Raw genomic sequence first — 15279 nt, 5'->3', positions numbered from 1 at the left:
GGAGCGGTGGGCGTGCGATGGAGCGGTGCAGCGGCGTCAGACGGTGAGCGACGCCAGGAGCGCGTGGACCGCGCCCGGCCACTCGCCTCGGAGGCTCAGCGTGCCCACGGGATCGTCCCCGGCGTCGACCGCCACCGCGCGGTGCACGGCGAGCCGAGCGAACTCCGTCTCGGCGATCGTCGCCGCCCCCTCCGAGAGCACCCGCACCGCTGCGAGGCTGGGCACGGGTTCGCCCGCGGACCCGGTGCCCCGCACCCGCACCGAGGGTTCGCGCTCGGCCGCGTTCCCCTCGGCATCCTGCGTGAACTCACGACTGCCGTGCTCGCCGCGCACGATCGCGCCGGAGAGCACTGCGCGGAAGACCGGATCGCCGATCGCGTCGTACGCCCAGCGCGTACCGAGCACCCCGTGCTCCATGGTTCCGACGACGAAGTCGTCACCGTCGTCCAACGCGGCCCCGCGGTAGGCGAGCGGCACGTGGTACACGACTTCATCACCCGCGGTGAGCACGTGACCCTCGAGGCCGACCTCGCCTTCGGGATCGTCGAAGCGGTAGGCGCCGACGGGCGCGAGTCGTGCGGCATCGCCCGCGAACCACGGCTGCGCCGGCAGCCACGCTGCGAGCAGATCGTACTTGGACGGGCTCAGGGTGGTGCGGTGAATGATCGACATGATCCGATCCTACGACCGGCCCTCGGAGCGCGTCGAGCGTCCCGAACAGCACGAGGGCCCCGGTCCGCGCCCCTGCGCGAGTCGGGGCCCTCCGGGCGAACCCGTGCTACTTCTGGTTCTTGAGACGCGATGCCGAGCGGGCACGCAGGGTCGCTGCGAGCTCGACCTTGCGAATGCGCACGTTCTCGGGCGTCACCTCGACGCACTCGTCCTCGCGGGCGAACTCCAGGCACTCCTCCAGCGTGAGCTTGCGGGGCGGCGTCATCGACTCGAAGGTGTCCGCAGCAGCCGAACGCATGTTCGTCAGCTTCTTCTCCTTGGTGATGTTCACGTCCATGTCTTCGGAGCGCGAGTTCTCGCCGATGACCATGCCCTCGTAGACCTCTTCGGTGGGCTGCACGAAGAAGCTCATGCGCTCCTGGAGGTTGATGATCGCGAACGGCGTCACGACACCCGAGCGGTCGGAGACGATCGACCCGTTGTTGCGGGTCGTGATCGTTCCGGCCCATTCGCCGTAGCCGTGCGAGATCGCGTTCGCGATGCCGGTGCCGCGAGTGATGGTCATGAACTCCGAGCGGAAGCCGATGAGACCGCGAGCGGGAACGATGAACTCCATGCGCACCCAGCCGGTGCCGTTGTTCACCATGTTCTCCATGCGCCCCTTGCGCGCTGCGAGCAGCTGCGTGATCGCACCGAGGTGCTCTTCAGGGGTGTCGATGGTGAGGTGCTCGTAGGGCTCGTGCTTCTTGCCGTCGATCTCCTTGGTGACCACCTGGGGCTTGCCGACGGTGAGCTCGAAGCCTTCGCGGCGCATGTTCTCGACGAGGATCGCGAGTGCGAGCTCTCCACGACCCTGCACCTCCCACGCGTCGGGACGACCGACGTCGAGCACGCGCAGCGACACGTTGCCGATGAGCTCGCGATCGAGGCGGTCCTTGATCATGCGCGCGGTGAGCTTGTGGCCCTTCACCTTGCCGACGAGCGGCGACGTGTTCGCGCCGATGGTCATCGAGATCGCGGGCTCGTCGACCGTGATGACGGGCAGGGGTCGCACGTCTTCGGCGTCGGCGATCGTCTCGCCGATGGTGATCTCGGGAATGCCGGCCATCGCGACAATGTCGCCGGGGCCAGCCTTCTCGGCGGGGAAACGGGTGAGCGCCTTCGTGAGCATGAGCTCGGTGACGCGCACGTTCTGCACATTGCCGTCGTGGCGCACCCAGGCGACGGTCTCGCCCTTCTTGATCCAGCCGTGGTGCACGCGCAGCAGCGCGATGCGGCCGAGGAAGGGCGACGAGTCGAGGTTCGTGACGTGCGCCTGCAGCGGGAACGTGTCGTCGAACTGGGGCGCCGGCACGCGCTCCAGGATCGTCTGGAAGAGGGGCTCGAGATCCGGGTTGTTCGGCAGTTCGCCGTCGCCGGGACGCTCGTGCGAGGCGGCACCGGCGCGACCCGAGAGGTACACGGTCGGCACGTCGAGCACGGCGTCGACGTCGATGTCAGGGTGATCCTCCGAGAGGTCGGATGCGAGACCGAGCAGGAGGTCCTGCGCCTCGCCCTCGACCTCTTCGATGCGCGCGTCGGGGCGGTCGGTCTTGTTCACCGCGAGGATCACGGGGAGCTTCGACTCGAGCGCCTTGCGCAGCACGAAGCGCGTCTGGGGCAGCGGGCCCTCGGAGGCGTCGACGAGGAGCACGACTCCGTCGACCATCGAGAGCGCGCGCTCCACCTCGCCGCCGAAGTCGGCGTGGCCGGGCGTATCGACGACGTTGATGATGATGGGCCCGCCGGTGGCGTGCTCGCCCTCGTAGGTGATGGCCGTGTTCTTGGCCAGAATGGTGATGCCCTTCTCGCGCTCGAGGTCGTTCGAGTCCATGACCCGATCGTCGACCTCGGTGTGCGCGTCGAAGGAGTTGGTCTGACGCAGCATGGCGTCGACGAGGGTGGTCTTGCCATGGTCGACGTGTGCGACGATGGCGACGTTGCGGAGGTCATCGCGAGTGGCGAGAGCCATAAGTAGTAGAGTCCTAACGAGACGAGTGAGCGTCGGCGCGGCGGGATGCCGGCCACGGAGCGGGATCGCCCCGCGGTGGCGCCGAAAGACGCCGACGCACTATTCTAGCGGGTCTCTTCGAGAACGACCCGCGAATACTGAGTCGAGGCCGGGTGTACGTGCGTGCCGCACGGCCCGGCCTCGACGATTGTCTGCCCTGCTGCGGGCGTTACGCACGCAGCTTGCGGGCACGTGCGGCCTCGCGCCGGCGACGCTGCTCCGCCGGATCGGGCACCGGGATCGCGGCGAGGAGCTCCTGCGTGTACTGATTCTGCGGGCGGCTCAGCACCTGGGCCGTCGTTCCCTGCTCCATGATCCGTCCCTGCTGCAGCACGATGATGCGATCGGAGACCGCGTCGATGACGGCGAGATCGTGGCTGATGAAGAGCGACGCGAACCCGAGCTCCGCCTGCAACTGCACGAACAGTTCGAGCACCGTCGCCTGCACGGAGACGTCGAGGGCGCTGGTGGGCTCGTCGGCGATGAGCAGCTTCGGATCGAGCGCGAGCGCCCGGGCGAGCGAGGCCCGCTGGCGCTGCCCGCCTGAGAGCTCGTGCGGGAAGCGATCGCCGAAGCTCGCGGGCAGGCGCACCGCGTCGAGCAGCTCGTCGACGCGACCCCGCGCGGCGGATTGGCTCGACGCGCGGCCGTGCACGATCAACGGCTCGGCGATGCACTCGGCGATCGAGAGCAGCGGATTGAAACTCGTCGCCGGATCCTGGAACACGAATCCGATGTCGGGCCGCAGCGGCGCGAGCGAGCGCTGCTGCACATCGCGCATCTCGAGGCCGAGCACTCGCAGCGACCCGTCGACGACCTTCGTCAGGCCGACGACGGCGCGGCCGATCGTGGTCTTGCCCGATCCCGACTCGCCGACGAGCCCCACCACTTCGCCGGGTGCGACGGAGAAGTCGACGCCGTGCACCGCGACCACGGCGCCCCGCCCGAAGCGGGAGGGGTACCCGATCTGGGCGTTCTCGGCGACGATGAGGTGCCCGGTGGTGTCGCGTTCGGAGGACTCGGCGACGACGTCGCCCGCCTCGCGCGCCTGGGTGAGCGATTTGCCGTGGCCGACGTGCGGCACGGCCGCCAGCAGGTCGCGGGTGTACTGCTCCTGCGGAGCGCTGAAGAGCTCGGCGACCGGCGCTTCCTCGATGATCTCGCCGCGGTACATCACGATGACGCGATCGGCGAGGTCGGCGACGACGCCCATGTTGTGCGTGATGAGCACGATCGTCGCACCGAATTCATCGCGGCAGATGCGCAGCAGTTCGAGGATCTCGGCCTGCACCGTGACATCGAGCGCGGTAGTGGGCTCGTCGGCGACGATGAGGCCGGCGTTGAGCACGAGCGCCATGGCGATCACGATGCGCTGCTTCTGCCCGCCGGAGAACTGGTGCGGGTACTCATCGACCCGACGCTCGGGATCGGGGATCCCGACGCGGCGGAGAATGTCGATGGCCTGCGCCCGCGCCGCCTTCTTGCCGATGCGGCCGTGGGCGCGCAACCCTTCGGCGATCTGCCACCCGACGGTGTACACCGGATTCAGCGCCGTCGAGGGCTCCTGGAACACCATTGCCGCGGCGTTCCCGCGCATATCGCGCATCGCGGCATGGGAGGCGTGGACGACGTCGGTCTCGTCACCGGCGCGAGACCGCACGATCACCGCGCCCGACATCGTCGCGGTCTCCGGGAGCAGCCCGAGCAGCGCATTCGCGGTCACGGTCTTGCCAGACCCCGATTCGCCGACGATCGCCAGCACCTCGCCGGCGCTGGCCGAGAGGCTGATGCCCTTGACCGCGTCGACCGGTTCCCCGTCGGTCGCGAACCGCACCCGGAGGTCGGTGATCTCGGCGATGCGATTCATGATGCTCCCTTTGCCCGGCGGCGCTGACGCAGTCGCGGGTCTGACAGATCGTTGAGGCTCTCACCGACGAGCGTGATGCCGAGCACCACGAGCACGATGGCGACGCCGGGGAAGACGCTCGTCCACCAGATGCCGCTCGTGACATCCGCGACCGAGCGGTTCAGGTCGTACCCCCACTCCGCTGCCGAGGTGGCTTCGATGCCGAAGCCGAGGAAGCCGAGCCCGGCGAGCGTCAGCAGCGCCTCGGAGGCGTTGAGCGTGACGACGACGGGCAGCGACCGCACCGAGTTGCGCAGCACGTGCCGCATGAGAATGCGGCGGGTCGGCACGCCGATCACGCGTGCGGCCTCGACGAAGGGTTCGGAGCGCACGCGCACCACCTCAGCGCGGATGACGCGGAAGTACTGCGGCACGAACACGACCGTGATGGAGAGCGCCGTGGCGAGGATGCCGCCGAACAGCGTCGACTGGCCGCGGCTGATCACGATCGACATGACGATCGCGAGCAGCAACGACGGGAATGCGTAGATGGCATCGCAGAGCACGACGAGGATGCGGTCGAGCCAGCCGCCGAAGTACCCCGAGACGAGACCCAGCGCGATGCCGAGGAAGATCGAGCACAGGATCGCGGCGGCGATGACGAACAGCGCGGTCTGGGCGCCCCAGATCACGCGCGACAGCACGTCGAATCCCGAGACCGTGGTGCCGAGCAGGTTCGTCGCATTCGGAGCCTGCTGGGTGCCGAACGCGACGCCGTCGACCGACTGCTGCGCCCACCCGTAGGGCGCGATCAGGGGGGCGAGGAGGGCCAGCAGCACGAACAGCGCCGTGAGCGCGAGCCCGGTGACGAGCATGCCGCGCTGCAGTCCGACGCTCTGCCGCAGTTGGGTGAGCACCGGCAGACGGTCGCGCACTCGTCGGCCCTGCGGGACGGCGACGGCGAGCGTCGCAGTCGACGGCGTGGGGAGATCTTGCATACTCATGTTCAGTACCTCACCCTCGGGTCGACGGCGGCCGCGACGAGGTCGACGACGAAGTTCGTGACGGCGACGATGACCGCGATCATCACGACGATGCCCTGCACCGCCACGAAATCGCGCGCTTTGAGGTACTCGGCGAGCATGAACCCGAGCCCCTTCCATTCGAATGTCGTCTCGGTCAGCACGGCTCCCGCGAGCAGCAGTGCGACTTGCATGCCCATGACCGTGATGATCGGAATCAGTGCGGGCCGGAAGGCGTGCTTGGTGAGGAGCCGGTACTCGCTCACGCCGCGAGAACGACCGCTCGTGACGAACTGCTGCCCGAAGGTGCCGATGACGTTCGTGCGGATGAGCCTCAGGAACACCCCGGCGGTGAGCAGGCCCAGGGCGACCGAGGGGAGCACGGCGTGCCAGAGCACGTCGCCGACCAGTTGCATGTCGCCGAGTCGAAGCGCATCGAGCAGGTAGATGCCGGTCGGCGCATCCACGCCGCCCATGACGAGCTCGGTGCGCGTGCCGGCGCGGCCCGCGACCGGGAGCCAGCCGAGCCAGACGGAGAACACGAGCTTGAGGAGCAGCCCGACGAAGAAGATCGGCGTCGCGTACGCGAGGATCGCCATGATGCGGAGCACCGCGTCCTGCCAGCGGTCGCGCCGGTATGCGGCGATGAGCCCGAGCGGAATGCTGATGACGAACGCGACGATCAGCGCGTAGAAGACGAGTTCGAGCGTGGCGGAGCCGTACTGGAACAGGATCTCGATGACGGGGCGGTTGTCCGTGATCGACGTGCCGAAATCTCCGCGGAAGATGCCGCCGAGGTAGTCGAGGTACTGCACGATCAGCGGTCGGTCGAATCCCGCCTCGTGCACTCGCTCGGCGAGCTGGTCGGGAGGGAGCCGCCCGCCGAGGGCTGCCGTGATGGGGTCGCCGGTGAGGCGCATGAGGAAGAAGACGACGGTGACGAGGATGAACACGGTCGGGATGATGAGCAGGAGGCGGATCAGGACGTAGCGTCCGAGCCCACCTCCGGTCGGGGCGCGTCGCGCCGCGACGACAGGTGCGGGAGCAGTCATGTGAGAGCCTGTTCGCGTCGGTCCATGGCAGCGGGCCCCGACCCGAGGGTGGAGCCCGCTGCCACGGCCTGCGCTACTTGGAGATCGGCGCGTACCGGAACTTGAACGATGCGTCGAGCGTGGTGCCCTCGACGTCCGTGCCCGTGTAGGCGACCTGCTTGCCCTGCAGGAGCGGCAGCGTCGACAGATCGTTCGCGACGAGTTCCTGGATCTTGCCGATCTCGTCCATGCGCTTCCCCTCGTCGGTCTGCGTCTGCTGCTCGACGATCAGGTCGTTCACCTCGGGGTTGTCGTAGTGGTTCCCGAGGAAGTTCTCCTTCAGGAAGAACGGCGAGAGGTAGTTGTCAGCATCCGAGTAGTCGGGGAACCAGCCGAGCTGGTAGGCCGGGTACACGTCGGCGGTGCGATCCTTGGAGTACTGCACCCACTCCGTCTGCTGCAGGTCGACCTCGAAGAGTCCGTCCTGCTCCAGCTGCGTCTTCACCATGGCGTACTCGTCGCCGGAGGACGGGCCGTAGTGATCCCCGTTGTACTGCAGGCTGAGTTGCACCGGGGTCTCGACGCCCGCATCTTCGAGGCGCTGCTTGGCCTTCGCGGCGTCGGGTGCGCCGGCGCCGTCGCCGTACATCTCCTTCAGCGGCTCGGTCGCGCCCGGAAGGCCGTCCGGCACGAACGAGTAGAGCGGGCTGTACGTGTCTTTGTAGACCTCTTTCGCGATCGCCGCTCGGTCGACGAGGTCGGCCGCGGCCTGGCGCACGGCCATCGCCTTCGCCGGGTCTGCGTCGGGCGCGGTCGCACCGTAGGGCTGCGTGTTGAAGTTGAACACGATGTAGCGGGTCTCGCCGCCGGGGCCCTCGACGAGCTTCACGTCGTCGTTCTTGGACAGTTCGTCGTTGTCGGTGGCCGACAGCGAGCGGAAGGCGACGTCGATCGCCCCGCCCGCGATGTCGAGCTTCAGATTCGAAGCATCGGCGTAGTACTTGACGTTCACGCCGCTGTTCGCCGGTTCGCCGAGGTTGCCCTGGTAGCCGTCGAACGGGGCGTACGCGATGAGCTCGTTCAGCTTGTACGAGGTGATCTCGTACTGGCCGGCGAAGGCTTTGCCCGACACGATCTCGTCGTCGCCGGTGAGCGCATCGGCGGCGAAGACGTCTTCATCGACGATCGGCGCGGCGGGGCTCGAGAGGATCAGCGGCCAGACCTGGTCGTCGCCGTTCTTGAGCGTGAACACGACCGTGGTGTCGTCGGGAGCCTCGACGCTGTCCAGGTTGCCCAGCAGCGACGCGGGGCCGTTCGGGTCGTTGATCGCCACCTGACGGTCGAAGGAGAACTTCACGTCGCTCGACGTGAGGTCGTTGCCGTTGGCGAATGTCAGCCCCTTCTTGAGCTTCACGGTGTACTCGGTGGGCGAGGTGAACTCGGCCGACTCCGCGATGTCCGGCGTGACCTCGGCGGTGCCGTACTCGCTGTTGAGCAGGGACGGATACACCTGGTTCATGACCGCGAACGATCCGTTGTCGTACGATCCGGCCGGATCGAGCGACGTGACTTTGTCGGTCGTGCCGATCATGATGGCGTCACCGCCCTCGTCGCCGCCCTCGCCTGAACCGCTGGTGCTACTCGTGGCGCACCCGGTGAACAGCAGTGCGGCGCCCATCAGAGCGGCCGCAGACATCATCGTCTTCTTCAATCTTTTTCCCTCTCACTACCCGGGAAACGCGCATCACTACGGTGTCGATGCGCCCGGTGTTTGAACATTCGCAGCCTAGCGGGGCTCTCTCGCCCATTGGGAAAAGTGGAGACGATCTGTCTGACAGATCCTCCTGGACCCCTCCAGCACTCGTATGGAGCGGCGTCTCACACGATGCGTTGCCCGGCCCGCCACACACCCTGCACCAGCGGCATCCCCGGCCGGTAGGCGAGATGGGTGACTGACGGCGCGTCGAGCAGCTGCAGGTCGGCCCGCGCACCGGGCGCGACCACGCCGACCGCGCCCTGCTCCGCGCCACTGGGGTCCCGCCAGCCGTCTCGGTCCATGCCGAGCGCGATGGCTCCGCCCAGCGTGGCGGCGCGCACCGCCTCCTGCACGGTCACCCCCATCTGCAGCACCGCCGTCGCGACGCAGAACGCCATGGAGCTGGTGTACGAGGTGCCGGGGTTCGCGTTCGAGGCGATCGCGAGCACCGCCCCCGCGTCGAGCAGCGCTCTCGCGGGCGCCAGCGGCATCCGCGTGGAGAGGTCGCACGCGGGGAGCACCGTCGCAACCGTGCCGCGGCGTCCCGATCCCCCACTCCACTCGGCCCAGGAATCGGCCAGCGCGGAGACATCATCCTCGCTGAGGAACCCGAGATGATCGACGCTGAGCGATCCAGCGCCGACGGCGAGCCGCACCCCCGGTCCGTGCCCGAGCTGATTGCCGTGCACGCGGGTTGCGAGACCTGCGCGCCCGGCGGCCGCGAGCACCCGCTCCGTCGCGGCCTCGTCGAATGCACCGCGCTCGCAGAAGACATCAACGGCGCTGACGTGCGGCGCGACGGCGTCGAGCATCGGCCCGGTGACGAGATCCAGGTACCCCTCGGGGTCGGCGCCGGCGGGCACCACGTGCGCGCCGAGGAAGGTCACGGCATCCACATGCCGGCCCGCGATGACGGCCGCGCGCTGCTCGTCGCGCACGGTGAGGCCGTACCCCGTCTTCGTCTCGATCGTCGTGGTGCCGCCGCGCCGCGCCTCGGCCACCAGTCGCTCGAGGTTCGCCTCGAGCGCGGCATCAGTCGCGGCGCGCGTCGCCTCGACCGTGACGTTGATGCCACCGGCGGCGTAGGCCTCGCCCGCCATCCGAGCCTCGAACTCGGCGGTGCGGTCGCCGGCGAAGACGAGATGGGTGTGCGAGTCGACCCACCCCGGCAGCACCGCGCGCCCAGCGGCATCGACGCGCTCGTCGGCCGCGGGGGCGTCGGCCGCCGCACCGACCCACGCGATGCGATCCCGCTCGATCAGCACGGCGGCATCGTGCAGGCGACCGCCCCCGGCATCGTCGTTCGTGGTGAGTTCGCCGATGTTGTCGATGAGCAGGCTCGCCGATCGCGTCATCGCGTCACCAGGCCTGGTCGGTGTTGCGGATCACGGGGGCCACCGGGATGCGCACGCCGCGCTCGCCCGCCACGTCGACCGCCCGCTGGTAGCCGGCATCGACGTGGCGGATCACCCCCATGCCCGGGTCGTTCGTCAGCAATCGCTGCAGCTTCTCCGCCGCGAGCGGCGTGCCGTCGGCGACCGAGACCTGGCCGGAATGCTGCGAACGACCGATGCCGACGCCGCCGCCGTGGTGCAGCGAGACCCACGTGGCCCCCGACGAAGCGGCGGTCAGGGCGTTGAGCAACGGCCAGTCGGAGATGGCGTCGGAGCCATCCGCCATCGATTCGGTCTCGCGGTAGGGCGAGGCGACCGACCCGGAGTCGAGGTGATCTCGTCCGATCACGATCGGAGCAGACAGCCTGCCCTCGGCCACGAGCTCGTTGAAGCGCACGGCCGCCTTCGCGCGGTCGCCGTAGCCGAGCCAGCAGATGCGCGCGGGCAGTCCCTCGAACTCCACGCGATCCTGAGCCGCGCGAATCCACCGGTGCAGGTGCTCGTTCTCCGGGAAGAGCTCGAGGATCGCCTCGTCCGTCACGCGGATGTCTTCGGGGTCTCCCGAGAGCGCCGCCCAGCGGAACGGGCCGAGGCCCTCGCAGAACAGCGGACGGATGTAGGCCGGCACGAACCCGGGAAACTCGAATGCTCGGTCGTACCCGCCGGTGCGCGCCTCGTCACGGATGGAATTGCCGTAGTCGAAGACCTCGGCGCCCGCGTCCTGGAATTCGACCATCGCCCGCACCTGGGCCGCCATCGCGGCCTGCGCATCGCGGGTGAACTGCTCGGGATCCGCCTCGGCCCGCTGCAGCCGCTCCCCCACTTCGTAGCCGATCGGCAGGTAGCTCAGCGGATCGTGCGCGCTCGTCTGATCGGTGACCACATCGATGGTGATCTCGCCGGCGCGGTGCCGGCGCAGGATCTCGGGGAACACTTCGGCCGCGTTCCCGACGAGTCCGACGGACCACCCGCGCTGCTCCTCCTTCGCCTGCTGGACCTTCGCGAGCGCCTCGTCGACGCTGGTCACGACCTCGTCGAGGTAGCGCTTGCTGACGCGGCGTTCGAGTCGACTCTGGTCGACGTCGACGATGAGGCACGCACCCTCGTTGAGGGTGACGGCGAGGGGCTGCGCTCCGCCCATTCCCCCGCAGCCGCCGGTCAGGGTGATGGTCCCGGCGAGCGTGCCGCCGAAGCGCTTGCGCGCGACCGCGGCGAATGTCTCGAACGTGCCCTGCAGAATGCCCTGCGTGCCGATGTAGATCCAGGAGCCGGCGGTCATCTGGCCGTACATCATGAGGCCCTCGGCTTCGAGCTTGCGGAATTCGGGCCAGTTCGCCCAGTCCCCCACGAGGTTCGAGTTCGCGATGAGGACGCGGGGCGCCCAGACGTTCGTGCGAAAGACACCGACCGGCTTGCCCGACTGCACGAGCAGGGTCTCGTCCTCCTCCAGGTCGCGCAGGGTATCGACGATGGCGTCGAACGCCTCCCAGCTCCGCGCCGCTCGGCCGGTGCCGCCGTACACGACGAGGTCGTCGGGGCGCTCGGCCACCTCTGGATCGAGATTGTTCATGAGCATGCGCAGCGGTGCCTCCGTCTGCCAGCTCTTCGCAGAGAGCCCGCTGCCTCGTGGGGAACGGACGGGGCGTGCGCCGGGAAGTGCCATCATTGGACCTTTCGCTGAAGTGCTGGATCGCGGGCCTCATCCCGCTTCCCCTATCCCAGCGGTTCGCCCGCCTCGCGACAACGCAGGAACGCCCGCGCCTGTCCGGAGTGCCAGACAGGCGCGGGCGTTGCTGAACACGCTACCTCTGCTGCCCGAGCTCGATGTGGGCGCCCGGAATCGCGGCGAGCAGGTTCTTGGTGTACTCCTCCTGCGGATTCTCGAACACCTCATCAGTGGTCGCCTGCTCCACGATGCGGCCCTGCTGCATCACGCAGACACGATCCGCGATGAGGCGCACGACGGCGAGGTCGTGGGTGATGAACAGATACGTGAGTCCCAGTTCGCGCTGCAGCTGCGCGAGCAGGTCGAGGATCTGCGCCTGCACCAGCACGTCGAGCGCCGACACCGCCTCGTCGAGCACGAGGATGTCGGGCTTGAGGGCGAGCCCGCGCGCGACGGCGACGCGCTGCCGCTGCCCTCCCGAGAGCTCGTTCGGGTAGCGCGTCGCCAGTTCCCGCGGCAGGGCGACCTGATCGAGCAACTCGTAGACGCGCGCCTTCCGGCTCGCGGCATCACCCACGTCGTGGATCTTGAGGGGCTCCATGATGGTGCTCGCGATGTTGTTGAGCGGGTCGAGGGATCCGTACGGGTCCTGGAATACCGGCTGCAGCGTGCGGCGGAGGTCGAAGAGCCCCCGCCCCGACAGATCCGCGGTCTCCTGACCGCCGATCCGTATCGAGCCCGACGACGGCTTCTCGAGCTGCAGCACCATCTTCGCGATGGTGGATTTGCCGGAGCCGGATTCCCCGACCAGGGCCAGGGTCTCACCGCGGTTGACCGAGAACGATGCGCCGGCGACCGCGTGGAACTCCTCCGATCCGAAGTTGCCCTTCCGGATCTTGTAGATCTTGCCCAGATCCGAGACCTCGATCATCGGCTCGCCGTGCTTCACGGTCGGCTTCGGCTCGTCGGCGAGTGCCGAGAGGTCGAACGTCTGCGTGGGCGCGGTGGGGAGCTCGGCGTCCGCACCGATGCGACGGGATGCCAGGCTCGGCGCCGCGGAGACGAGCCGCTTGGTGTACGGGTGCTGCGGGCGTTCGAGGATCTCTCGGCTCGGCCCCGACTCCACGATGTTGCCCTTGTACATCACGATGAGCTTCTCGGCGCGCTCAGCAGCGAGCCCGAGATCGTGGGTGATGAAGACGACGGCCGTGCCCAGCTGCTGCGTGAGCCCCTGCAGATGATCGAGGACGACGCGCTGCACGGTCACGTCGAGCGCTGAGGTCGGCTCGTCGGCGATCAGCAGCTGCGGACTGGCGGCGAGGCCGATGCCGATGAGCGCTCGCTGCTTCATCCCGCCGGAGAACTGGTGCGGGAACTGCTTCATGCGCTGGGCGGCGTTCTGCAATCCGGCCTGTTCGAGTACCTGGATCGCGCGCTCGCGCACCTCCTTCTTGCCGGTGGCGAGTCCGTTCGCGCGGACCGCTTCCTCGACCTGGAACCCGACCGACCACACCGGGTTGAGGTTCGACATCGGGTCCTGCGGAACGAGACCGATCTCGCGGCCGCGGATGCGCTCCATCTCGCGGCGCCCGAGCCCGACGAGTTCTCGGCCACCCCACTGCACGGACCCCGCGGTCACCCGCCCGGTGCCGGGCAGCAGGTTGATCACGGCGTGCATGGTCGTCGACTTGCCGGAACCCGACTCGCCGACGATGGCGACCGTCTCGCCCGGATAGACGTCGAAGTCGATCCCGTGCAGCACCTCGTTCACCTGCCGGTCGACCGTGAACCCGACCTTCAAGTCGCGCACGCTCAGCAGCGGCTGCATGAATTCCTGCGTTGCTTCAGTCATGTGTGCTTCGTTCATCGTCGTGCTCTCGCCTTCGGGTCAAGCGCATCCCGAACCGATTCGCCGAGGAGGATGAATCCGAGAACGGTGATGGTGAGTGCCAGGGACGGGTAGATCAGCGGCATGGGATCCGTTCGCAGTGAGAGCTGAGCCGCGCTGATGTCGTTGCCCCAACTGATGAACTGACCGGCCGGAAGCCCGACGCCCAGGAAGGACAGCGTCGCCTCGGCGACGATGGCGGACGCGAGCGAGAGCGTCGTGACGACGATCGCCGGGGCGATCGCGTTCGGCAGCACGTGCCGCACGAGCGTCGCGAACCTCGACAGTCCGAGGGATTCCGAAGCCATGACGAAATCGGCGTTCTTCACGCGAAGAATCTCGCTTCGGACGATTCGCGCGGTGATCGGCCAGGAGAACCCGCCGATCGCGAGCGCGATGACGAGCGGATTGCGGTGGTCCGACAGCACGCTCATGACGACGACCGCGGCCAGGATGTACGGGATCGAGAAGAAGATGTCGCCGAGTCGCGACAGCACGGTGTCCAGCATGCCCCCGAAGAATCCGGCGAGCGCCCCCATGACGGTGCCGACCACGAACGTGATCGTGATGACGAGCAGGCCGACGGACACCGAGGTCGACGTGCCGTGGATGATGCGCGAGTAGACGTCGCACCCCTGCTTGTTGTACCCGAGCGGGTGCCCGGCGGAGGGGCCGGCGTTCGAGAACGTCAGCGCGCACGCGCGCGGATCCGCCTGGCTGAACAGGCCGGGGAAGAGCGAGATCAGGGCCACGACGAAGATGATCACCGCGGAGATCCAGAACATCGGACGCCGGCGCATGTCGCGCCAGGCGTCGAGCCACAGCGTCGACTTCTTCTCCGAGATGCGGACCGCGTCTACGGCGACGACCGGAGTCTCGTCGATCGGCGCGACGAAATGGGTGATGGGCGGCCGCACACGGCCGGCCGATTCGTGAGAGGAGCGGGGTGCATCAGGCATAGCGGATCCTCGGATCGAGTACGGCGTACAGCAGGTCGACGGCGAGGTTGACGCCGAGGTAGATCAGCACCATCACGGTGACGAACGACACCACGGTCGTGTTCTCGCCCTTGAGGATGGCGTTGAAGAGCACGTTGCCGACGCCGGGCACGTTGAAGATGCCCTCGGTGACCGTGGCGCCCACCATCAGCGTTCCGAAATCGGTCGCCGTATTGGTGATCGTCGGGATCAGCGAGTTGCGGAGCACGTGCACCGGGATGACGCGCCCGCGGCTGAGCCCCTTGGCGTACGCCGTGCGCACGAAGTCCTGATTCAGCGTGTCGATGACGGATGCCCGGGTGAGACGCATGCTGGTCGCGTAGAGCGAGGCGCCCAAGACGATCGCCGGCAGCAGCAGATCCTGCAGTGGTGCGCCAGCGCCGACGGTCGGATTGAACCACCCGAGCTTGAGCCCGAGGCCGTACTGCGCGATGAAGGCGACCACGAAGATCGGGACGCTCAGGAACAGCAGCCCGATGATGAGGTTGATGTTGTCGAAGAACCGCCCCTTGCGCAGACCGGAGAAGAGCCCGATCACGATCGCGAGCACCAGCGAGATCGCAATGGCCATCAGCGCGAGCTTGATGGTCACGGGGAACGTGCGGGCCAGGATCTCGGAGACCGGCTCGCCCGAGAAGCTGATGCCGAAGTCGCCGACGAAGAGTCCCTGCAGGTACAGCAGATATTGGATGAAGAACGGCTTGTCGAGGTTGTACTGCTCGCGGAGCCGCTCCAGCACGGCGTCGCTCGGCACCTTGTCGCCGAACATCGCGGCGACCGGGTCGCCGGGCATGGCGAACACCATGAAGTAGATGAGGAATGTGGTGCCCAGAAGGACTGGGATCACCTGGAGAACTCGGAAGAGGATGTATCTCAGCATGCGCCGCTCCCCCGTTCACTGGTCGTAGACATCGTGCGTTTTCTCTCGCAATCGTGGCGCGAAACGTCGTCGGGAC

At 67.9% G+C, this 15279-nt stretch carries 11 protein-coding genes; all 11 read right to left on the bottom strand.

The window, feature by feature from the left end; translation table 11 throughout:
• Window positions 1-36: 36 nt before the first annotated feature.
• On the bottom strand, window positions 37-672 hold the full coding sequence (locus ABFX18_RS01190) for a CG0192-related protein (protein ID WP_346057098.1): 636 nt from the start codon (window positions 670-672) through the stop codon (window positions 37-39).
• Between the two features lie 106 nt (window positions 673-778).
• A complete protein-coding gene (gene typA, locus ABFX18_RS01185) occupies window positions 779-2683 on the bottom strand; it encodes a translational GTPase TypA (RefSeq protein WP_090150771.1) in 1905 nt (634 codons plus the stop codon).
• A gap of 208 nt (window positions 2684-2891) precedes the next feature.
• A complete protein-coding gene (locus ABFX18_RS01180) occupies window positions 2892-4589 on the bottom strand; it encodes a dipeptide ABC transporter ATP-binding protein (protein ID WP_346057097.1) in 1698 nt (565 codons plus the stop codon).
• Complete coding sequence (locus ABFX18_RS01175; protein WP_346057096.1) at window positions 4586-5572, bottom strand: ABC transporter permease; 987 nt, start codon at window positions 5570-5572, stop codon at window positions 4586-4588. Before ABFX18_RS01175 ends, ABFX18_RS01180 begins: the two co-directional genes overlap by 4 nt.
• Window positions 5573-5574: 2 nt before the next feature.
• The gene (locus ABFX18_RS01170; protein ID WP_090150780.1) at window positions 5575-6642 is read right to left on the bottom strand and encodes an ABC transporter permease subunit; all 1068 of its coding nucleotides are present in this window, start codon (window positions 6640-6642) and stop codon (window positions 5575-5577) included.
• A gap of 73 nt (window positions 6643-6715) precedes the next feature.
• The gene (locus ABFX18_RS01165; protein ID WP_346057095.1) at window positions 6716-8317 is read right to left on the bottom strand and encodes an ABC transporter substrate-binding protein; all 1602 of its coding nucleotides are present in this window, start codon (window positions 8315-8317) and stop codon (window positions 6716-6718) included.
• A 182-nt stretch (window positions 8318-8499) separates the two neighbouring features.
• A complete protein-coding gene (locus ABFX18_RS01160) occupies window positions 8500-9732 on the bottom strand; it encodes an amidohydrolase family protein (RefSeq protein WP_346057094.1) in 1233 nt (410 codons plus the stop codon).
• 4 nt (window positions 9733-9736) lie between these two features.
• Window positions 9737-11434 carry a urocanate hydratase gene (gene hutU, locus ABFX18_RS01155; protein WP_346057093.1) on the bottom strand — a complete coding sequence of 566 codons (1698 nt, stop codon included), beginning with the start codon at window positions 11432-11434 and terminating at the stop codon, window positions 9737-9739.
• Window positions 11435-11573: 139 nt separating this feature from the next.
• Entirely contained in the window at window positions 11574-13289 is a 1716-nt protein-coding gene (locus ABFX18_RS01150; protein ID WP_090150786.1) for a dipeptide ABC transporter ATP-binding protein, read from the bottom strand.
• Between the two features lie 11 nt (window positions 13290-13300).
• On the bottom strand, window positions 13301-14284 hold the full coding sequence (locus ABFX18_RS01145; RefSeq protein WP_090150788.1) for an ABC transporter permease: 984 nt from the start codon (window positions 14282-14284) through the stop codon (window positions 13301-13303).
• Window positions 14277-15203, bottom strand: a complete 927-nt coding sequence (locus ABFX18_RS01140) for an ABC transporter permease (RefSeq protein WP_090150790.1) — start codon at window positions 15201-15203, stop codon at window positions 14277-14279. The genes ABFX18_RS01145 and ABFX18_RS01140 overlap by 8 nt, the downstream gene beginning before the upstream one ends.
• Window positions 15204-15279: the final 76 nt, after the last annotated feature.

It is taken from the genome of Leucobacter alluvii (assembly GCF_039530485.1).
GTDB lineage: Bacteria > Actinomycetota > Actinomycetes > Actinomycetales > Microbacteriaceae > Leucobacter > Leucobacter alluvii.
This window is presented reverse-complemented; position numbering and strand designations above follow the sequence as displayed.